Raw genomic sequence first — 21,766 nt, forward strand, 5'->3', positions numbered from 1 at the left:
ATGTCTGCAACAATACATCAGCTGTTTTCACTCAAGTGATTACAATAGAAGACAACACCGCTCCGGCTTGGACAACTTCTGCAAATGCATTGAATGTTACTCTTCAGTGCAGCGATGCAGCAGGATTGAGTACTGCTCAAAATCAAGCTCCTGTTGCCACAGACAACTGCGGAGGAACAGTTACTTACACCAAAGTGAGCGGAACTTTTACAGCTGGAAATTGTGCAAATTCAGGAACGTACACCAATACTTGGACTGCTAAAGATGTCTGCAACAATACATCAGCTGTTTTCACTCAAGTGATTACAATAGAAGACAACACCGCTCCGGCTTGGACAACTCAAGCAAACGCATTAAATGTTACACTTCAATGCAGCGATGCCGCAGGATTGACAGCTGCGCAAAATCAGGCTCCTGTTGCCACAGACAACTGCGGAGGAACTGTAACTTACACCAAAGTGAGCGGAACTTTTACAGCTGGAAATTGTGCAAATTCTGGAACTTATACCAATACTTGGACTGCTAAAGATGTTTGCAACAATACATCAGCTGTTTTCACTCAGGTGATTACAATAGAAGATACAACTGCTCCTACTTGGACAACGGCTGCTGCTTCTTTAGATGTAACTTTACAATGTAGTGATATTTCAGGATTGAGTACTGCTCAAAATCAAGCTCCTGTCGCCACAGACAACTGCGGAGGAACGGTGACTTACACCAAAGTGAGCGGAACTTTTACTGCAGGAACATGTGCAAATTCTGGAACTTATACCAATACATGGATAGCAAAAGATGTCTGCAACAATACCTCAACCGTATTCACTCAAGTGATCACTATTCAGGATAACACCGCTCCGGCTTGGACAACTCAAGCAAACGCATTAAATGTTACACTTCAGTGCAGCGATGCCGCAGGATTGACAGCTGCACAAAATCAGGCTCCTGTTGCCACAGACAACTGCGGAGGAACAGTTACTTACAACAAAGTGAGCGGAACTTTTGCTGCAGGAACATGTGCAAATTCAGGAACTTATACCAATACCTGGACTTCTAAAGATGTTTGCAACAATACCTCAACCGTTTTCACTCAGGTGATTACAATAGAAGACAACACCGCTCCGGCTTGGACAACTTCTGCAAACGCATTGAATGTTACCCTTCAGTGCAGCGATGCCGCAGGATTGACAGCTGCGCAAGGTCAGGCTCCTGTTGCCACAGACAACTGTGGAGGAACAGTGACTTACACAAAAGTGAGCGGAACTTTCACAGCTGGAAATTGTGCAAATTCAGGAACATACACCAATACTTGGACCGCTAAAGATGTCTGCAACAATACCTCTGCCGTATTCACTCAGGTGATTACAATAGAAGACAACACCGCTCCGGCTTGGACAACTTCTGCAAACGCATTAAATGTTACCCTTCAATGCAGCGATGCTTCTGGATTGACAGCTGCGCAAAGTCAGGCTCCTGTTGCTACAGACAACTGCGGAGGGACTGTAACTTATACTAAAGTGAGCGGAACTTTTGCTGCAGGAACATGTGCAAATTCAGGAACATACACCAATACTTGGACCGCTAAAGATGTCTGCAACAATACCTCAACCGTTTTCACTCAGGTGATTACAATAGAAGACAACACCGCTCCGGCTTGGACAACTTCTGCAAACGCATTGAATGTTACACTTCAGTGCAGCGACGCAGCAGGATTGACAGCTGCGCAAAATCAGGCTCCTGTTGCCACAGACAACTGCGTAGGGACTGTAACTTATACTAAAGTGAGCGGAACTTTCACTGCAGGAACATGTGCAAATTCAGGAACTTATACCAATACTTGGACTGCTAAAGATGTCTGCAACAATACCTCAACCGTTTTCACTCAAGTGATTACAATAGAAGACAACACCGCTCCGGCTTGGACAACTGCTGCAAACGGATTGAATGTTACACTTCAATGCAGCGATGCCGCAGGATTGACAGCTGCGCAAAATCAGGCTCCTGTTGCCACAGACAATTGCGGAGGAACGGTGACTTACACTAAAACAAGCGGAATTTTCACTGTCGGCAATTGCGCAAATTCTGGAACTTATACCAACACATGGATAGCTAAAGATGTCTGCAACAATACCTCTGCCGTATTCACTCAAGTGATCACTATTCAGGATAATACCGCTCCTGCTTGGACAACGGCTGCTGCTTCTTTAGATGTAACTTTACAATGTAGTGATATTTCAGGATTGAGTACTGCTCAAAATCAAGCTCCTGTTGCCACAGACAACTGCGGAGGAACTGTGACTTACACTAAAACAAGCGGAATTTTTACTGTCGGCAATTGCGCAAATTCTGGAACTTATACCAACACATGGATAGCAAAAGATGTTTGCAACAATACATCAGCTGTCTTCACTCAGGTAATTACTATTCAGGATACTAGTGTACCAACTTGGACAACTCAAGCGAATTCCTTAAATCGTACTGTTGAATGTAGCAACCAACAGGCTTTAGCTTCAGCACAGGCCTTGTTCCCAACTGCTTCAGGCGCATGCGATCTTGACTTAACAAATGTTACTAAAGTAAGTGGACAGTTTGTAGCTTCTCAAGGATGTGGAAACGCTGGAACATATACTAACACTTGGACAGTAAAAGACGATTGTGGAAATACTTCTGAAACTTTCACTCAAGTAATTACCGTTCAAGATACCACTGCACCGACTTGGACTACTGTAACTGGCACTCTAAATGCAACTTTAGAATGCAACGATACTCAAGGGCTTGCAACAGCTCAGGCTCAGTTCCCAACTGCTTCTGACTTATGTGATGCTGATGTTTCAAACATTACTAAAGTGAGCGGACAGTTTGTGGCTTCTGAAGGATGCAGAAATGCTGGAACATATACTAATACTTGGACAGTAAAAGACGATTGCGGAAATACTTCTGAAACTTTTACTCAAGTAATTACTATTCAGGATACAACTGCTCCAACTTGGACAACCGTTGCTGGCACTCTAAATACAACTTTAGAATGCAGCGATACTCAAGGTCTTGCAACAGCTCAAGCTCAGTTTCCAATAGCTTCTGACTTATGCGATGCTGATGTTTCAAACATCACTAAAGTGAGCGGACAGTTTGTAGCTTCTGAAGGATGCGGAAACGCTGGAACATATACCAATACTTGGACAGTAAAAGATGATTGTGGAAATACTTCTGAAACTTTCACTCAAGTAATTACCGTTCAAGATACCACTGCACCGACTTGGACTACTGTAACTGGCACTCTAAATACAACTTTAGAATGCAACGATGCACAAGGGCTTGCAACAGCTCAGGCTCAATTCCCAATAGCTTCTGACTTATGCGATGCTGATGTTTCAAACATCACTAAAGTAAGCGGACAGTTTGTGGCTTCTGAAGGATGCGGAAATGCTGGAACTTATACCAACACTTGGACAGTAAAAGATGATTGCGGAAATACTTCTGAAACTTTCACTCAAGTAATTACCATTCAAGATTCTACTGCTCCAACTTGGACTACTCTTGCTGGAACTCTAAATGTAACTTTAGAATGCAGCGATGCTCAAGGACTTGCTGCAGCTCAGGCTCAATTCCCAATAGCTTCTGACTTATGCGATGCTGATGTTTCAAACATCACTAAAGTGAGCGGACAATTTGTAGCTTCTGAAAGCTGTTCAAACGCAGGAACTTATACAAATACTTGGACTGTAAAAGACGATTGTGGCAACACATCAACAACTTTCTATCAAGTAATTAGTATTCAAGACACTACTGCTCCAATCTTTACAGGAAACCTTCCTTTAGATATTGAAGTATCATGTGATGCCGTTCCTGAACCAGCAGAAATAAATGTTTCTGATAATTGCAACGAAAATTTACCAATAGTATTTTCTGAAGTAAAATCAGGAATCGAGAACGACTGTCCTACTAATTATATTTTGACTCGTACTTGGAAAATTAGCGACTGCGGTGGCAATACTACTACTCACGTTCAAGTTATTACCGTAAGAGATAAAACTGCTCCAACAGGAACTGCTCCTGCGAGTGTAACTAACGTAGCAAGTATCGATTTAATACCTGTAGGAAATCCATCAGATATTACAGATGAAGCCGATAATTGCAGTCCAACTGTAAACATTACTGTTGCCGACACAAACAACGGAGGAAATGGCTGTGATGGAACACCATACATCTTAACAAGAACATATACTTTAACTGACTGCGCAGGAAACAAAACCGAATTGGTTCAAACCTTTACAGTTGAAAGCAAAGTTACTGTTAGCGGAGTGCCTACAAATACTAGCTGTTTTGGAGGTACAGATGGAAGCATCGCTGTAACAAGCAGTCCTGGCTCTACTGTTGTAATAACAAATGAAAGAAATGAAGTAGTTGGCAATACCAATTTACCAGCGGGAACTTATACTCTAACTGCAACAGCACCAGTAAACGGCGAAAATCAAGTTTGTTCTGCTACTGCTACAGTCGTAATTACACAGCCTGAATATACTGTGAAAATTTCTGGAAAAATTATCAATGTAGATACTAATACTCCTATTGCAAATGTACCTGTGACCTTAATTCCGCAAGGAACAACTCCAGGTCCAATACAAATGCGTATTACAGGAGTAGACGGAATGTACAGTTTCTCTGGAATGCCAGCGGGAGATTATTTAGTACAAGTGCAAGATGCTAATTTAAATAGCGCCTACCAATTGTATCCTGTTGATTCTAGCTTATTCTTTACTACTCTTGAAGATTGTAAAATCCAGACTCACGATTTTGAATATGGAACATCAAACCTTCCTGTTCTTGGAGATTATGTTTGGTATGATACTAATAGCAACGGAATTCAAGATGAATGGTACGATGCCAATAATGATGGTGTTGTTACTAAAAACATTCCAGACTCAAATGGAGCTATTGATTACAGCCAATGGGAATGGATCGATCTTAACGGAGACGGAAGCTATACTGGTTCTCAAAATGTTGGAGAGTTAAACGCTGGAGGTTTCGGAAACGCACTTAGCCCTAATGTAATTGTTGATGGTCCAAACGGATACCATAAAGAAGTTATTGTAGGTATTGCGGGATTCTGGAGAGAGCGTCCTACTACAGAAAATCCATACGGAGAATATACAGTAAAATTGGTTAGAGATGCAAATTTCGATACGATGGCTGCTAATTTAGGCTTTACAGGTTTAGTAAAAGTTATACCTTCAATGTCTGCTAAAAACATTACTGGAAAAACAAGTAAAGCGCAATTGCACACGGTTTGTAAAACCACAACAGACAGCGGATATGTAGTAAACGTAACTCCAGAAGATCTAGTTCATTTGGATATTGATTTCGGTGTAAGCTGTAAAGAGTACAAAGACATCGTAGCTAATGATGATAGCGCTGGTCCAATTGCTGGAGTAAATACTACTACAACCAATGTATTAAATGTATTGACAAATGATACTTTAGAAGGAAATCCTGTAACATCGTCAGAAGTTATTATAACAACGGTAACACCAAATGAGTTTTTACAATTAAATGCTGACGGCTCTGTTGACGTATTGCCAAATGCTCCAGTAGGAACATTAACAATGGTATACCAAATTTGCGAAGCAGATCAAACAGACAACTGTGATACTGCCACTGTTACCATTACAATTGAAGCTCCTGTAATGACTGTTACTGCAACATCAATATGTATAAATGATGTTCCTTATGTTGATTATGTTGTGACACCAGGAAATTTCACTCCTGTAAATGGCGTAACTATTGCTTGGGCAGACAGTAACAACAATGTGGTAACCACAATGGAAAACCTTCCATTAAGCGGTCGTGTATTATGGCCAGGTGCTGTAGTCGATGAGCAAGGAAAAGGTATTGACTGGCCAGGCTGGATTTTTGAAAACAACAGATGGGTTCAAGGTGCTGACGGATTTGAAAAATTACGTCCAACTGCCAACGTAACCATATCTGTAAATCCGAGTGAGACTATTACCATTAGTTATCCGCCAGCAGATCCTTATTGTACTGCAAGACCAACATTTGCAATTGTTGCCAATGATGATACTCCTGCACCAATAATTACACCTACCGCTCAAACTACTGTAGGTAATGTTTTAACTAATGATACTCTAAATGGTTCAGCAGTAAATATAAACGATGTTACATTAACAACAACTATTCCTGATCCATCTGGATCAATAACAGTAAATGCTGATGGAACTATAAACGTAGCGCCAAATACACCAGGAGGCACTTATACATTAACGTACCAAATTTGTGAAAAAGCCGATTTCGGAAACTGCGATACTGCTATAGTGACTGTTACTATAATAGCTCCGGTAATTGCAAATGATGATACCTTCAGCAATATTGGATGTAATACATTTGGATTAGTAGGTAATGTATTGGCAAACGATTTGAAAGGAAGAATCGCTGTAACATCAGAATTGGTAAACTTTACACTTGTTGTAGAAGGAAATAATATCAAAACAGATCCAAATATTACTTTTGATGCTGCTGGAAATGTAAATGTATCTAGCTTAACACCTGCAGGCACTTATACTTACAACTACACAATCTGCGATAAAACAAGTCCAGAAAATTGCGACTCTGCTATTATCACCATTATAGTAGTTCCGAATGGTGTTGTACAAATAAGCAGCACAGCGTGTAACGATGATTCTACATTGGTAAACTTAAGTAACCTTCTTCCTGAAGGAACACCAACAACAGGAGTTTGGCAGGATAGAAATAATACTAATGCCTTACAAGGTGGCATTCTTAATCCGTTTGGTTTAGCATTAGGTAATTACGTTTTCGAATATGTGATAGCCGATGAAAGATGTCCAAGAAGCATAGTTTTAAACATGGAAATCAATGATGATTGTAGAGTCTTAGCTTGTGGTAATGTAGTAGTTCATAACGCATTCTCTCCAAACGGAGACAGTATAAATGATTTCTTCAAAATTGACAATATTGATGACATAACTTGTTATCCAGGCAATACTGTTGAAATATATAATCGCTGGGGAATCTTAGTTTTTGAAACTACAAACTACAATAATACAACAAATGCTTTTGATGGAACTTCGAGAGGAAGAACAACTGTTAAGCAATCTGACGGACTACCAACTGGAACTTATTTTTATATCATTACTTATAAAGCTCTAGATGGAAACAACAATGTTCAAGATCATAAATTAAACGGATACTTATATTTATCTAACAACCAGTAAATAGTAAAAATACGCTGTAAAAGAATCTTTTACAGCGTATTAAATAAAATCATCCGAAAATTTTGATTAATTTTGAACAAACACATTGAAATTCAATGATTTAAATAGTCAATAGTAATTATTAAATTAATAAAATCTACTATGAGAACAAAATTATTTTTCTTCGTCATTCTGTTAGTTACATGTTCTGGCTATGCGCAGCAAGATGCACAGTATACACAATACATGTACAATACAATAACCATAAATCCTGCCTATGCCGGTTCCCGTGGAGTATTTAGTGTATTTGGTCTTTACCGCACCCAATGGGTTGGACTTGATGGAGCGCCAGAGACAAGCAGTTTTTCAATCAATACACCTATAAACAACAGCAATTTAGGAATAGGAGCATCGCTTGTTAATGACAAAATTGGTCCAACAAATGAGAACAACATCTCAGTTGATCTTTCTTATACCATTCAGACATCAGCAGATTTTAAACTTTCATTTGGTATAAAAGGAACTGCAAATATCTTCAATTTAGATATCAACAAATTAAATCCAGAAAATCAGGGCGATCCCCAATTTCAGGATTTAGATAGCAAATTCAGTCCAAATATTGGTGCAGGAGTTTACTGGCATTCCGATAGAGCTTATATCGGTTTATCAGTGCCAAACTTTATCGAAACCAACCGATATGATGATAATGATGTTGCCATTTATAAAGACAAAATCAACTACTATTTAATTGGAGGTTATGTATTCAATCTTGACAAATATCAGTACGTAAAATTTAAACCCGCAATTTTGACCAAAATGGTTGAAGGAGCACCACTTCAAGTAGATCTTTCTGCCAATTTTATGTTCTATGATAAATTTATGATTGGTGCAGCCTATAGATGGAGCGCTTCTGTAAGTGCTATGGCTGGTTTTCAGATTACCGACGGTCTTTATATCGGTTACGGGTATGACAGAGAAACCACCAAGTTAAACAATTATAATTCAGGATCACACGAAATCTTCCTGCGTTATGAATTCTTCTCAAACAAAGGCAAAATGACAACTCCTCGTTTCTTCTAAAATAAGGTATCATGAAAAACTATACACTACTTTTCGTTACAATTATAGGCGCTTTTTCATTTAGCAGTTATGCACAGCAGTCAAAAATAAATGCTGCGGATAAAAAATATGACAGTTATGCCTACGTAGACGCAATAAAAATTTATGAAAAAGTGGCTGATAAAGGCTACAAGTCTGAAGACATGTTTAAGAAACTGGGAAATGCCTATTATTTCAATTCAGATTTTCAAAATGCTGCCAAATGGTATGGCGAATTATTTGCAATGAACACCAATGTCGAACCAGAATACTATTTTAGATACGCTCAGTCTTTAAAATCAACTGGAGATGTTAACAAAGCAAATAAACTTCTAGAAGAATTTAATGCCATTTCAAAAAATGATAACAGAGGAAAACTTTACAAAGAAGATGTAAACTATCTGGATCAGATTAAAGCAAATTCTGGGAGGTACCAAATAGAAGATGCTGGCATAAACAGCAAATACTCCGATTACGGCTCGTTTGTTTACAATAATAAAATTTATTTTGCATCTGCACGAGATACAGGGAACTTCACAAAACGCAAACACAAATGGACAGGAGAATATTTTACCAATATTTATAATGCCGATCTGGATCCTGCAACAGGAAGCACCACAAAAGTCAATAAATTCAAATCGGCTATAAATACTAAATTTCATGAGGCTTCCCCAGTTTTTACTAAAGATGGAAAAACAGTTTACTTTACCAGAAACAATTACATTAATGGAAAAAAAGGGAAAGACGACAACAAAATCACTTTAGTAAAACTATATAAAGCAGAACTCGGAAAAGACAACAAATGGACAAACATTGCCGAACTTCCTTTCAACAGCGATAATTACAGTACGGCGCATCCAGCTTTGAGTCCAGACGAAAAAACACTTTATTTTGCTTCCGATATGCCGGGATCTTTTGGGCAGTCAGATCTGTATAAAGTCAGTGTAAATCCAAATGGAGGCTACGGCACACCCGAAAATCTTGGAAACACCATTAATACAGAAGGAAAAGAAACCTATCCGTATTTGACGAGCGAAAACGAGATTTACTTTTCATCAGACGGGCATCCAGGTTTGGGAGGTTTAGATGTTTTTGTGGCCAATATTGACAATAACGGAAAAATAAGCAACATTCAGAATATAGGAGCCGATGTGAATTCTCCTAAAGATGATTTTGCTTATATTATTGATCCTGAAACCAGAAGAGGATTTTTTACTTCCAACAAAGACGGAGGTCAAGGTTCTGATGATATTTATAGATTCTTAGAGACCAGAAGGCTAAAATGCGTTCAAGAACTTTATGGCACAATAACAGACATAGACACTGGAGTTGCGCTTCCAGGAGCAAAAGTCACTTTGTATGATGACCAGATGAATCTAAAAAATTCTGCTGTTGCCGATGCATCAGGCAATTATAGTTTTTCTGTCGAATGCGGAAAAACCTATTATGTAAGAGCTGAAAAACCAGAATATACCACAAAAGAGCTGAGTATTACCATAGATAAAGCAAGCGGTAAAACCAGCCTTCCTATTGCTCTAGAAAAAGCAACCTGCAAAGTTACTGTGGGCGATGATTTAGGAAAATGCTTTGGTATTAAAATGATTTATTTTGATTTGGATAAATCTAATATAAGAACCGAAGCGGCATTAGATCTTGAAAAAATCTTAGCGGTATTAAATGATTATCCAACAATGAAACTGGATATCCGTTCTCATACAGACAGTAGAGCATCGCATCAATATAATGAAGCTTTATCTGACCGAAGAGCTAAATCAACAGTTCAATGGCTGGTTAAAAACGGAATAGCTCCGAACCGACTAACTGGAAAAGGATATGGCGAAACAGAACTTGTAAATAAATGTTCAGACGGAGTTCCTTGTACTGAAGCAGAGCATCAGGCCAACAGACGAAGTGAATTTATTATCACAGCATTATAACAAACTTCAAATTACCAATCCAAAAAGCTGCCTAATAGGCGGCTTTTTTTAATTTAAAAAGTCGTTGCAATTCTAAGAATTACAACGACTTCTAAAAAACCAACCTGTTCAATATACTTTTATAGCTTAACAAAAATGTTAGTATAATATTTTTTTCCTGTAGCAGCATCTGTCGTAACAGCTAATCCGAAGTGGGTAAAATCACCTACAATATTCTCTTTGTGTCCTGGACTATCAAGCCAAGCTCTCAAAGCTGCTTCGGCAGTTTTATAATTGTAAGCAACATTCTCTCCTACTTTCTTAGCTCCCAATACGCTAGTCATATTACTAGATCTAGCCGTAAAATCGTTATGATTTACAACATTATTTTGAATCATATATTTATTATGCTCTTCACATTTAAAAGAAATATGATTCACTCTTTCCAAAGCATTCAAACCAACACTCACACGGTATTCGTTTATCAGCTTCATCGTTTCTATTTCGGTATCGTTGTAAGTGTAGTTTGCAACAAGCGTTTCTGTTGGAGCAGTAGTTTCCAAGCTTGCTTCGGCGGTGTCAGCAGAACATGCGTTCATTGCGACTAAAATCGCAATGAACAACATGGTGCGCATAATCGTTTTCATAATCATCAGCATTTTAGCGGTTTAAAGTAAATGTTGGGGCAAATCCTTTAAATTTATCTTTGAATTAAATATCGTTTGCTTTATCTGTTCCAAACGTATTCAATTTACCGTTAAACTACAAAATTAATCGATGAAATGCATTAAATTTTTATTTAAAAATGTATTTTCTTACAACTAAGAAGACAAGCGCTCAATTTTCCATGAAAAATCAGATTGGCTGGTGTAACGAATTCTGTCATGAAGCCTATTTGGTCTTCCTTGCCAAAATTCAACTTGCAACGGAGTCACAATATAACCGCCCCAATTTTCGGGTCTAGGAATTGATTTTCCGTCAAATTGCGATTCTAGTTTTTTAAGATTTTCTTCCAAGAAAGTTCTTGACGGAATCACTTCACTTTGGTGAGAAACAATTGCTCCCAACTTACTCCCGTCTGGACGAGAATCAAAATAATTATCTGAAATAATCTCAGAAGTTTTCTGAGCAATTCCCTTAATGATAACCTGACGTTCCATTTCCTGCCAAAAAAATGACAGACAAATATTAGGATTCGCCTCTATCGCTTTTCCTTTTTCAGAATTATAATTGGTGTAGAATATAAATCCTTCTTCAGAGAATTTCTTTAATAGCACAACTCGAGACTTCGGAAATCCGTCTAAACCGATTGTAGAAACCGTCATGGCATTTACCTCCCCGCTTCCGCCAAAATCTTCCACTTCATGAAACCATCGGTTAAAAAGATTAATCGGATCTTCTGGAATATTAGTTTCTAATAATTCACTTTTCTCGTATGACTTTCTATAATTGCTTAAATCATTCATGATTTATTATTTTAGATTGTTGATTTTAGATTTTAGATTTTCTCGCATTGTCATCCTGAGCAGAGTCGAAGGACTTTTATGTCAGGATTTAATTTTCTAGACGAAGGCTTCGACTCAGCTCAGCCAGACAAACTTAAGCTTTTCTCTCTTAGCGGCTTAGCAACTCAGAACCTTAGCAGCTTTGAAATTAAAATAAAGACTTCGACTCCGCTCAGCCAGACAAACTAAACCCTTTGTTCCTTTGTCCTTTTGCCTCTTTGTCTCTTTGATCAAAACTCAAACGAAACCCCATCATCTCCCAACAACACATTCGGGAAAACTTCCAGAGCTTCTCTTTTAAAAGTCTCAATTCCGTCGTAACGGGTTGAATAATGACCTAAAATTAACTGTTTTACATTTGCTTTTAAAGCAATATTTGCCGCTTCTTTTGCTGTCGAATGCAGTGTTTTTTCTGCCAACCTTGCTTCAGATTCTAAAAACGTTGATTCGTGATATAAAATATCCGTATTCTGTATAATTGGAATAATTTCTTCGTTATAAACTGTATCAGAACAGAAAGCATAACTTTTCGTTGCCGGCGGATCAAAAGTCAGTTTTTCATTTTCAACCACAGTTCCATCGTCAAGCGTAATGTCACTTCCGTTTTTGATTTTCTGATAATATGCCACATGAATATCGTAATGCTGAACTGCTTCAACGTTTAACTTTCTCTCATCTGGTTTTTCCTGAAACAGAAAACCATTCGTATAAACGCGATGTTTTAACGGAATCGTTTTTACAATTACCTTTTTATCTTCAAAAATAACTTCACTTTCTTTCGATTCTAATTCGTGGAAAAATAAAGAATAAGTAGTCCAAGATTCTGTCAGTTTCAATTGAAGCAGAATCAATTCTTTTATTCCTTTTGGCCCGTAAACATGTAAATCGGTTGTTCTTCCCAAAAGAGAAAAAGTAGAAATCGTTCCGATTAAACCATACAAATGATCACCGTGAAGATGCGAAATAAAAATGTGATTTATTTTGGAGAATTTAATCTTATTTTTTCGAAGCTGAACCTGAGTTCCTTCACCGCAGTCAATTAAATACAATCGGTTTTTAATCTCTAAAACCTGCGAAGTCGGGTTAGTAAGTGTTCTAGGAGTTGCGGCGTAACAGCCAAGTATAGTTAATTTCATTTTAGATTTATGATTTTAGATTTTAGAATGAGAAAAGTATTTTAGATTCAGCTTTAAAAAAATCTAAAATCTAAAATCATAAATCTACAATCAGAAACCTAGGTCTCTTTCAATTTCTTCCATTTCGATAATATCGTGCGCTTCCAAAAGAGAAGGAACCACAGCCAATTTATCTGAAATAGCGTTAAAATCAAGATCTGTAGCTACAATTACAAAAGATTTTTTTGCTTTTTTATGAACTTTCGAAAGGGGTAAAAAAGCTTTCAAATCTTTTTCTGAAATATTAGAATCTGATGACAAATCGATTATAATATTTTGTTTTTCAAAGGTTTTAAATTGCTGCGTTATTTTTTCCAAGAAAGCATTTACATCTCCTTGAGTATCTTTAATCGTAACGGTATGTCCTTTTTGATCTACTTTCATTTTTAATTTAATGGGGCTTATATAAAAATTGATTTTCTGAGAGCTAAGGTACGAAAGTTTTTTTAGTGGTCAGTGGTCAGTTTTCTTAGTGTTCAGTTATATGCTATTGTCACCCTGAGCGGAGTCAAAGGGCATAACGTGAGCAACAAACAAGGCTTCGACTACGCTCAGCCTGACAACTAGGAACTCAAAGTATTTCAAACTGATCACTAAAAAACTGACCACTGAATACTGTAATTTTACTGAATCTTAGAAGCCAATAAATAAATCACTGCCATTCTAATCGCTACACCATTTTCTACCTGATTTAAAATCACAGAATGATCAGAGTCCGCTACTTCAGAAGTAATTTCTACTCCTCTGTTGATTGGTCCTGGGTGCATGATTACAATTTCTTTTCCTAGCGAATCCAAAAGCGGTTTATCAACTCCGTATTGCTGTGCGTACTCACGAGTTGACGGGAAGAAATTCACATCCATACGTTCGTTTTGTACACGAAGCATATTCGCAACATCACACCATTCTAGAGCTTTTCTAAGATTTGGTTCAACTGTAACTCCCAAAGATTCAATATATCTTGGAATCAAGGTTTTTGGTCCGCAAACTTTTACTTCTGCGCCTTGCATCTGCAAAGCATATATGTTAGAAAGCGCTACTCTTGAGTGTAGAATATCTCCAACAATAACCACTTTTTTTCCAGCAACATCTCCCAATTTTTCTCTGATTGAATAACTGTCCAATAAAGCTTGTGTTGGGTGTTCGTGCGCACCGTCTCCTGCGTTTACGATACTGGCTTTGACATTTTTAGATAAAAAATAAGCCGCTCCGGGATTGGAGTGGCGCATTACAACCATGTCAACTTTCATGGAAAGGATATTATTTACAGTATCAATCAAGGTCTCTCCTTTTTTAACCGATGATTGAGCTGCAGAAAAACTGATAACATCAGCAGATAAACGTTTCTGCGCTAATTCGAAAGAGAGTTTGGTTCTGGTACTGTTTTCGAAAAAAATATTGGCAATCGTAATATCTCGTAATGAAGGAACTTTTTTAATAGGTCTATTAATGACTTCTTTAAAATGATCTGCCGTTTCAAAAATCAGGTTAATATCATTCTCATTGATATATTTTATTCCTAATAAATGATCTACGCTTAATTCTTTCATTTTTCTTTCTTTAATATTAATTTGTCAAATTCTGAATGGCAAAATATTCGACATTCAATGCTTCTTTAAAGAGCAGCTACTCTATTCAGTCATTCTTTCGATAACTTCGCTGTAATCCTGCAAATCTCTGCCGTCTTCATCATAAATTTGCTGCCATCTGAAACCTGGAATTTCTAGCTTTCTTTTAGCAGAACCATCCCACTTTACTTCAAGACCATTATTTCTTAGAACTTCTGCAACTTTATTTCCCACTTCAATTGTGGTATCTGCATCAGAATTATCTACTTTCTGAAAAGCGATATACAAACTTGGATCCTCTAGCATTACAGCTCTGGCTAAATCTTGTTCGTGGTAAAAGCAATAACCGTCAGATTCTATTCCACTATTTCGAAGATCTCTCTCTACCTCAACCACTTCATATTCGCCGTCACTTGTTGTGTATCCAGCATTATGAAGTGCAATGATATTCTGATCGCATAATTCATCAAACGCTTTTATAAGCTTTTCAGTATCTGTTGGACTTACCCAATTTTTACTTTCTGAAAGTAACTTTTGGTATTCTTCGTCGATTTTTTCGAAAGCCCAAGCTTCAGAAATTTGATCTTCAAATTCGTTGTCTTCAATTTCTTCCATGATGTTTTCTTTAATTTCATCAATAGGAAGAAATCCCATTCTTACCTGATTAAAAATTGATTCATAAATAAACTCTTCGTTCTCTGTCATGACTATATTTTCAATTTTTAACGATTAACATATTAATTGGTAACCAAATGAACTACATCTTCGCCGTCGTTTTCTTTCCAGCTCACAATTACTTTTTCGCCATTAATTGCATCTACCTGACGGCCACGATAATCGGGCTGAATTGGCAAATGACGGCTGAAACGTCTGTCGATTAAAACTAATAATTCAATTTCTGAAGGTCTTCCAAAAGATTGAATGGCAGTTAAGGCAGAACGAATGCTTCGGCCTGTAAACAAAACGTCATCAATAAAAATGACTTTTTTGTCTTCAACGATAAAATTGATTTGAGTTTTATTGGCTTCAAGTGGTTTTTCTGTACGACGGAAATCATCTCTAAAAAAAGTGATATCTAGATAACCCAAAGAAATTTCAGGAACTTGATATTCGTTTTCTAATATTTGTTTTAAACGTTCAGCTAAAAAAACGCCTCTTGGCTGAATTCCCACTAAAATAGTATTTGAAAAATCAAGATGTTTTTCGATTAACTGACAAGCCAAACGATGAAGTATGATAGTAACTTCTTTTGAATTAAGTAATACTTTCTGGCTCATAATTAATTGTAATGATTGGTCGCGCAAATATACGGAATCTGATTTTATTTGTTAGGGTGTTGGGGTTGGAAATTATTTTTTTAAAACCATCGTTATTTAAAAAAATGAAAAACGCTTTTTAAATGATTTCATTATTGATAAAAAAAATAAAACTGACCTCTTTTTTCGAGAATTATCTTTTAAAAATATATTTTAGCATTCTAAAACATCAAAAAAGTCACAATGAAAAAAATCTTCTTTATGATCGTTCCAATGCTATTTGTGAATCAAATTAACGCCCAAAAAATAGCAACCGACTGGCAAAAAAACTTTTTAAAAGGTAAAGTACGTCAAATTATAGAAATTGGAGAAAGATGCCCAACTGTCATGGCAGAAGGAGGATCTTTTAACTGTCCAAAAGATACTACCAGATATGAATTTAATGAAAAAGGATTTACACCTAAAACTTCTGATGCTGAAAAAATTATCGAAAAGAAAACTTTAAATGGTTTTTACTATATAACAACCTATAAAACAGTAGAAGGAGCAAAAAGAAAAGAATGGGAAGAAGTGTATGATGCTAAAAACCTTTTAGTTAAGCACACTATGTATTCTACAAGAGATGCTGATGAAGATATTTCAAATCAATGGGAATATTTCTATGATAAAAGTGGCACTAAAATAAAACAGAATGATAGTGAATGGTGGAACAAACAGAAGACTATGATAGTGCGTACTTACAATAATTATGGCGATGAAGTAAAAAGACAGACGTTCAAAAATGACAACCTGAATGATGAGGAACAATTTCAGTACAATTACACAAAGGATCAAATAGGCAATTGGGTCAAAAAAACAGTCTCAGGCGGTCATTATAATGAAACCTGGACGAGAAAAATTATCTATTACAAATCGTAGCACACAAAGTATATCTTTCCTTACTTTTATTACTAATTATAATCAATTTAAAATGCTAGAAAAAGAAATACTGAATAAAGAATTAAGAAAAGGTGAGAAATCTAATTTTGTAATTGGATTTAATAGAAAAATATTTCTTAGCAATCTTCATACAAAATATAGCAAAACTAAAAAGGCTGAATCCAAATCCTAAAACATTTCCAAAAAATTTTAACACCTTTTTTGGATTTTAAAAGCTAGTAAAAAATAAAAATAATGCTCCAAAATTTCTAAAAAAACCAAAAAACATATTTTATTAGACAGCTTTGGAGCTTTACTAACTACTCTTCTACTCTATTTTGTCCTCAGAAATTTCAATGATTTTTTCGGTTTATCTAAAGATGTTTTCAAATACCTTTCAATTATTGCATTTGCATTATTTATTTATTCAATCAACTGTTATTTTTTTGTCAAGCAAAATTGGAAATCGTTTTTAAAAATAATTTGCATTGCCAATATTCTATATTCTTTTTTAACATTGGGAATTATAATTTATTATTATCAAAGTATTTCTGTATTTGGGATAATTTACTTTTTAGGAGAAATCATCGTGATATCAGGAATTATTTTCTTGGAAATGAACGCAATTAAAAAACAGTAGCAATTTCAAAAATTTCGTAGGACTGAAATATTTTGTAGCAATGTCCCGAGACTTCGGGATTAATCCGTTGAAAATTGAACGTGATTATTCAAAAGTTCCGTAGGAACGATTCGTATTTACGAACAAAAATGTGTCGAGCCTACGGCTCTTTCTAATCTATCACATAAACCTAAACCGGATTAAAATCCGGCCCTACAATATGTCGCCGAGCCGCCGGCTCTCTTGTCGATTCTACTTTTATGCATGAAATAAAATCCAAATCCTAAAACATTTCCAAAAAATTCTATAACACATTTTCTTGATTCTTGAAGTAATTTTAGTATTGAACTTAAAAACTCAAAATCATGCAAAATAAAATACTAAGATTGTTAATGGTATTTGTAATACTATTTTCATTTACAAGCTGTGAAGTTATAGGAGACATTTTTAAAGCCGGAATGGGATTCGGAATCTTTATCGTAATTTTTGTTATTGCGATTATCATCTGGATTTTTGCCAAGATGTTCGGCAGCAAATAATAATAAATAACAAAATAAAAAATCCCAAATTCCAAGTTTAATATGGAATTTGGGATTTTTTTATGGTTGTTAAACTTTGTCAAAGTTTAAAACTTGACAAAGTGGGAAAACTCAAAGTTTGGAATTTGGAATTTCCAATATTGGAATTTTAAAAAATTAAAGATTGTACATCTTTTTTCTTTGTTCCTGAATCTTTTCATCATCAAGATATTCGTCAAATGTCATGTAGCGATCGATAACTCCGTTTGGTGTTAACTCTACGATTCTGTTACCAACAGTTTGTGCAAACTCGTGGTCATGCGTTGTGAAGATTACAGAACCTTTAAAGTTTTTCAATGAATTATTGAAAGCTGTAATAGATTCCAAATCTAAGTGATTTGTTGGTTCGTCTAGCATTAAAACGTTTGCACGTTCCATCATCATTCTAGAAAGCATACAACGTACTTTTTCTCCTCCAGATAAAACTCTAGATGTTTTTAAAGCTTCTTCTCCAGAGAAAATCATTTTTCCTAAGAAACCACGAATAAAAACCTCATCGCGCTCTTCTTCTGTTTTAGCGTACTGACGTAACCAGTCCACTAAAGTCAAATCGTTTTCGAAGTATTTGTGGTTTTCAGCTGGCAAATACGCTTGGTTTGTTGTAATTCCCCAGTCGAAAGTTCCAGAATCTGCTTTTTGTTCTCCGTTTAAGATTTCATAGAAAGCTGTAGTTGCACGTGAATCTTTAGAGAAAAGAACGATTTTATCGCCTTTTGCCATATTCAAGTCCACATCTTTAAATAAAACTTCTCCGTCTACAGAAGCCGCTAAGTTTTGAACATTCAAGATTTGATCTCCAGCCTCACGATCCTGATCGAAGATAATCGCAGGGTAACGACGGCTAGAAGGTTTGATTTCAGAAATGTTTAATTTCGAAATCATTTTTTTACGAGAAGTGGCTTGTTTCGATTTCGCCACGTTTGCGCTAAAACGACGAATAAACTCTTCCAACTCTTGTTTCTTCTCTTCTGCTTTTTTGTTTTGCTGTGCACGCTGTTTTGCCGCTAATTGGCTAGACTCGTACCAAAACGTATAGTTTCCAGAATAATGATTGATTTTTCCAAAATCGATATCAGAAATATGTGTACAAACCGCATCTAAAAAGTGACGGTCGTGAGATACAACGATTACAGTGTTTTCGTAGTTTGCTAAGAAGTTTTCTAACCAAGCGATTGTCTCGAAATCCAAATCGTTGGTAGGCTCATCCATAATCAATACGTCAGGATTTCCGAAAAGTGCTTGCGCCAAAAGCACACGTACTTTCATTTTCCCTTCCATATCAGCCATTAAAGTATAATGATCTGCTTCTGTGATTCCTAAGTTAGATAACATCGAAGCCGCATCAGAATCAGCATTCCAACCGTTCATTTCTTCAAACTGCACTTGCAATTCTCCAATTCGGTCAGCATTGGCATCATTATAATCTAAATAAAGTTCATCCATTTCTTTTTTAACAGCATACAGAACTTTATTTCCCATTAAAACGGTTTCCAAAACAGTATGCTCGTCGAACATGTTGTGGTTCTGGTTTAAAACCGACATACGTTTTCCCGGTTCTAAATGGATATGCCCAGAAGTCGGGTCCATATCGCCCGAAATGATTTTTAGAAAAGTAGATTTTCCAGCACCATTGGCTCCAATAACTCCGTAAATGTTTCCATGAGTGAAAGTTGTATTTACTTCATCAAATAAAACTCTTTTACCAAATTGAACTGATAAATTATTGACTGTTAACATGAATGTCTTTTTAATTAATTTGGTGCAAAAGTAGTGAAAAAGGTTCTAAGTTGCAAAGATGCTAAGTGGCTAAGGTTTTCTTGTTTTTTTTTGAACCATATAAGTCATGTAAGTTCATTTGATATACTGTTTGTGTTTTTAATCGCGCAAAGTCGCAGAAACGCAAAGTTTTTTTTTTTGAACCATATAAGTGATATAAGTTCATTTGATATACTGTTTGTGTTTTTAATCGCGCAAAGTCGAAGAAACGCAAAGTTTTTTTTAAAACCATATAAGTCATGTAAGTTCATTTAATATACTTTGTGTTTTAATCTCGCAAAGTCGCAGAGACGCAAAGTTTTGTAAACCATATAAGTGATATAAGATATTTTAAGTGTTGCGTATAGACGATTAACCATAGTTTGTCATCCTAAGGAACGAAGGATCTCCGCAAGTAGCTCGACAAGCAAAATCGCCAATCTTTGTAGAGTCCCTTATGGAGATCCTTCGTTCCTCAGGATGACAAAAAAGAGAAAACTTTGCGTCTGCTCCCGATAACTATCAGGATTGCGAGATTATTTCAACAATAAGCTTAAAATATCTTATATCACTTATATGGTTTAAAAACGGCTTTCTTTTTCCAAAGCCACTTCTAGGCTTTCATAGTTGTTTAAAACCTTGGCGATTTTGCCTTCTTTGTTGAGAATGAAATGTGTTGGAAAGGCATTCAGCTGTAATGTATTATTCATATATTCTTTCATGTTTGGAATAACAGAATAGGATAATGGTTTTCTAGCTAGAAAAGTCTTTAATTGTTCAGGAGTATCTTCGGCGAGGCTTACAAAAACAATATCTTTTCTGTCTTTGTATTTTGCTACTAATGCATTTACGGCTGGAAATTCTTTGATACAGGCAGCGCAGTGAATGTACCAACATTTTATCACAATGATTTTTCCTTTCATTGTTTCGTTTGAAACTTCATTTCCGTCTAAATCTTTAAATAAAAATTTCGGAAAAGGCTTTCCTTCCATTTCATAGTTTTTCAAAGCATCAAAAGCTTCTTGACTGATCGTGGCTTTGATACTGGTATCTGATTTTGGCTGAATTTTAAATAATTTATACTCGTAAATAGAATCTGCAGTCTTTAATCGGATTGGAATAAAATTTTCGTTTACCAGAATATTAAAAAAAGCTTCTTTTGAAATTTCTTTTGATGAAGCATCCAAAGCCGTAAAATCTCTAGAAAGCATTAGCGTTTTATTATAAGCCGACCAGCTTCCGTAAGTTTTCTGAATTTGAACGGGATCGACTTCTGGATTTCCGAATTTGGTTTGGCTAATACAATTTGTAAAAATTAAAAGGAAAACTAAAAAAAGGATTGACTTTTTCATTAACTGAAATAAAACAAATAAATGGCAAAATTACTTAAAAGTTTAGTCTTTTCTGTTGTGAAATTAACTATTCACTTTAGGCAGAAAAGAAATGTCCATATAATATTTCTTTGGATTTGAAGGGTCAATCAGTACTTTTATCTCTTCTGACAAAATGAAATCTGTTGGATTATACCAAATGTCTTCACTCTGGAATAAATGCATTTCGTTAGTTGCTGGATTGAGCCATTGACTGTAAATAACATACGGACTTCTTCCGTTTACTTTATAATTGTAATTAATATTTACATTATCAAATTTGGTTATAATAGATCTTCCGTTGAATTTTAAATCATCTATTTTCTTTTCTTTCATTTTACCAAATAGAATAATTGAAAAACCTATTAAAAAGAAAATGCTACCTAAAATTCCTAAAATTAAAGGTGCAAGCCACAAAGAAGCAAATCCGTTAATATCGGCATCGTAAGGGTCTGCTGGATCGTAAAAAATCTCTACGGTTTCACCTTCATGATAACTTGGCGGATTACTGCTTACCGATGAAGTAAATTCGATCTGCTTTCCTTCTTTTGTTGTATAAGAAACAACGGGCTTATAGGTTGTCGAGTTGTCCGATCTTGAAGGTATTAATGCTGTAACAGTCCCCTGAACTTTTACTGCTCGATCTAAAAATGCTTGTTTGCTTTGGTAAAAGTAAAAGGCTCCAGCTAGTAATGCTAATCCAATAGTTAGAAATACGTATTTTATGATTTTCATCTTTCTATTTTATTAATTGAAGTAAAAATATTAAAATAGATCATAAA

General features: G+C 35.9%; 15 protein-coding genes. 5 read left to right on the forward strand and 10 right to left on the reverse strand.

The window, feature by feature from the left end:
• The first annotated feature begins 35 nt into the window (after window positions 1-35).
• The 3 genes from Q9Q97_RS22200 (at window position 36) to Q9Q97_RS22210 (ending at window position 10,261) form a co-directional block, all read left to right on the forward strand.
• Window positions 36-7,247 carry a gliding motility-associated C-terminal domain-containing protein gene (locus Q9Q97_RS22200; protein WP_306161159.1) on the forward strand — a complete coding sequence of 2,404 codons (7,212 nt, stop codon included), beginning with the start codon at window positions 36-38 and terminating at the stop codon, window positions 7,245-7,247.
• A 141-nt stretch (window positions 7,248-7,388) separates the two neighbouring features.
• Window positions 7,389-8,306, forward strand: coding sequence for a type IX secretion system membrane protein PorP/SprF (locus tag Q9Q97_RS22205; RefSeq protein WP_306161161.1), 918 nt, complete (start codon window positions 7,389-7,391; stop codon window positions 8,304-8,306).
• An 11-nt stretch (window positions 8,307-8,317) separates the two neighbouring features.
• Entirely contained in the window at window positions 8,318-10,261 is a 1,944-nt protein-coding gene (locus Q9Q97_RS22210; RefSeq protein ID WP_306161163.1) for an OmpA family protein, read from the forward strand.
• Window positions 10,262-10,380: 119 nt separating this feature from the next.
• On the opposite strand, the gene Q9Q97_RS22215 is transcribed toward Q9Q97_RS22210, so the two are convergent.
• From Q9Q97_RS22215 to pyrR, 7 genes are all read right to left on the reverse strand, one after another.
• On the reverse strand, window positions 10,381-10,887 hold the full coding sequence (locus tag Q9Q97_RS22215) for a CAP domain-containing protein (RefSeq protein ID WP_306161165.1): 507 nt from the start codon (window positions 10,885-10,887) through the stop codon (window positions 10,381-10,383).
• Between the two features lie 174 nt (window positions 10,888-11,061).
• Window positions 11,062-11,706 (reverse strand): pyridoxamine 5'-phosphate oxidase, encoded by a 645-nt coding sequence (gene pdxH / locus Q9Q97_RS22220; RefSeq protein WP_306161167.1) that lies wholly within the window; start codon window positions 11,704-11,706, stop codon window positions 11,062-11,064.
• Between the two features lie 269 nt (window positions 11,707-11,975).
• Entirely contained in the window at window positions 11,976-12,881 is a 906-nt protein-coding gene (locus Q9Q97_RS22225; RefSeq protein WP_306161169.1) for a ribonuclease Z, read from the reverse strand.
• Between the two features lie 90 nt (window positions 12,882-12,971).
• Window positions 12,972-13,304, reverse strand: coding sequence for a ribonuclease Z (locus tag Q9Q97_RS22230; protein WP_306161171.1), 333 nt, complete (start codon window positions 13,302-13,304; stop codon window positions 12,972-12,974).
• Window positions 13,305-13,543: 239 nt separating this feature from the next.
• Window positions 13,544-14,470, reverse strand: coding sequence for an aspartate carbamoyltransferase catalytic subunit (locus Q9Q97_RS22235; protein ID WP_057120673.1), 927 nt, complete (start codon window positions 14,468-14,470; stop codon window positions 13,544-13,546).
• 81 nt (window positions 14,471-14,551) lie between these two features.
• Complete coding sequence (locus tag Q9Q97_RS22240) at window positions 14,552-15,193, reverse strand: hypothetical protein (RefSeq protein ID WP_306161174.1); 642 nt, start codon at window positions 15,191-15,193, stop codon at window positions 14,552-14,554.
• Between the two features lie 32 nt (window positions 15,194-15,225).
• Window positions 15,226-15,765: a bifunctional pyr operon transcriptional regulator/uracil phosphoribosyltransferase PyrR gene (gene pyrR / locus Q9Q97_RS22245; RefSeq protein ID WP_144219125.1), complete on the reverse strand. Its 540-nt coding sequence runs from the start codon at window positions 15,763-15,765 to the stop codon at window positions 15,226-15,228.
• A gap of 222 nt (window positions 15,766-15,987) precedes the next feature.
• On the opposite strand from pyrR, the gene Q9Q97_RS22250 reads away from it, so the two are divergent.
• Together Q9Q97_RS22250 and Q9Q97_RS22255 are read left to right on the forward strand one after the other, a co-directional pair.
• A complete protein-coding gene (locus Q9Q97_RS22250; protein WP_306161177.1) occupies window positions 15,988-16,662 on the forward strand; it encodes a hypothetical protein in 675 nt (224 codons plus the stop codon).
• A 984-nt stretch (window positions 16,663-17,646) separates the two neighbouring features.
• Complete coding sequence (locus Q9Q97_RS22255) at window positions 17,647-17,820, forward strand: hypothetical protein (protein ID WP_306161179.1); 174 nt, start codon at window positions 17,647-17,649, stop codon at window positions 17,818-17,820.
• Between the two features lie 156 nt (window positions 17,821-17,976).
• On the opposite strand, the gene Q9Q97_RS22260 is transcribed toward Q9Q97_RS22255, so the two are convergent.
• From Q9Q97_RS22260 to Q9Q97_RS22270, 3 genes are all read right to left on the reverse strand, one after another.
• Window positions 17,977-19,596: an ABC-F family ATP-binding cassette domain-containing protein gene (locus tag Q9Q97_RS22260; RefSeq protein WP_306161181.1), complete on the reverse strand. Its 1,620-nt coding sequence runs from the start codon at window positions 19,594-19,596 to the stop codon at window positions 17,977-17,979.
• Between the two features lie 599 nt (window positions 19,597-20,195).
• Entirely contained in the window at window positions 20,196-20,966 is a 771-nt protein-coding gene (locus tag Q9Q97_RS22265; RefSeq protein WP_306161182.1) for a TlpA disulfide reductase family protein, read from the reverse strand.
• Between the two features lie 63 nt (window positions 20,967-21,029).
• Complete coding sequence (locus Q9Q97_RS22270; RefSeq protein ID WP_306161184.1) at window positions 21,030-21,719, reverse strand: DUF3592 domain-containing protein; 690 nt, start codon at window positions 21,717-21,719, stop codon at window positions 21,030-21,032.
• Between the last annotated feature and the right edge of the window lie 47 nt (window positions 21,720-21,766).

The organism is Flavobacterium sp. DG2-3 (genome assembly GCF_030730925.1).
Classification (GTDB): domain Bacteria; phylum Bacteroidota; class Bacteroidia; order Flavobacteriales; family Flavobacteriaceae; genus Flavobacterium.

What these genes read in the sequence shown, in the direction of transcription:
- Q9Q97_RS22270 (WP_306161184.1), bottom strand. Translation starts at nt 21,719, where the DNA reads ATGAAAATCATAAAATACGTATTTCTAACTATTGGATTAGCATTACTA.
- Q9Q97_RS22230 (WP_306161171.1), bottom strand. Translation starts at nt 13,304, where the DNA reads ATGAAAGTAGATCAAAAAGGACATACCGTTACGATTAAAGATACTCAA.
- pdxH (WP_306161167.1), bottom strand. Translation starts at nt 11,706, where the DNA reads ATGAATGATTTAAGCAATTATAGAAAGTCATACGAGAAAAGTGAATTA.
- Q9Q97_RS22240 (WP_306161174.1), bottom strand. Translation starts at nt 15,193, where the DNA reads ATGACAGAGAACGAAGAGTTTATTTATGAATCAATTTTTAATCAGGTA.
- Q9Q97_RS22205 (WP_306161161.1), top strand. Translation starts at nt 7,389, where the DNA reads ATGAGAACAAAATTATTTTTCTTCGTCATTCTGTTAGTTACATGTTCT.
- Q9Q97_RS22210 (WP_306161163.1), top strand. Translation starts at nt 8,318, where the DNA reads ATGAAAAACTATACACTACTTTTCGTTACAATTATAGGCGCTTTTTCA.
- pyrR (WP_144219125.1), bottom strand. Translation starts at nt 15,765, where the DNA reads ATGAGCCAGAAAGTATTACTTAATTCAAAAGAAGTTACTATCATACTT.
- Q9Q97_RS22225 (WP_306161169.1), bottom strand. Translation starts at nt 12,881, where the DNA reads ATGAAATTAACTATACTTGGCTGTTACGCCGCAACTCCTAGAACACTT.
- Q9Q97_RS22255 (WP_306161179.1), top strand. Translation starts at nt 17,647, where the DNA reads ATGCAAAATAAAATACTAAGATTGTTAATGGTATTTGTAATACTATTT.
- Q9Q97_RS22250 (WP_306161177.1), top strand. Translation starts at nt 15,988, where the DNA reads ATGAAAAAAATCTTCTTTATGATCGTTCCAATGCTATTTGTGAATCAA.
- Q9Q97_RS22235 (WP_057120673.1), bottom strand. Translation starts at nt 14,470, where the DNA reads ATGAAAGAATTAAGCGTAGATCATTTATTAGGAATAAAATATATCAAT.
- Q9Q97_RS22265 (WP_306161182.1), bottom strand. Translation starts at nt 20,966, where the DNA reads ATGAAAAAGTCAATCCTTTTTTTAGTTTTCCTTTTAATTTTTACAAAT.
- Q9Q97_RS22215 (WP_306161165.1), bottom strand. Translation starts at nt 10,887, where the DNA reads ATGAAAACGATTATGCGCACCATGTTGTTCATTGCGATTTTAGTCGCA.
- Q9Q97_RS22260 (WP_306161181.1), bottom strand. Translation starts at nt 19,596, where the DNA reads ATGTTAACAGTCAATAATTTATCAGTTCAATTTGGTAAAAGAGTTTTA.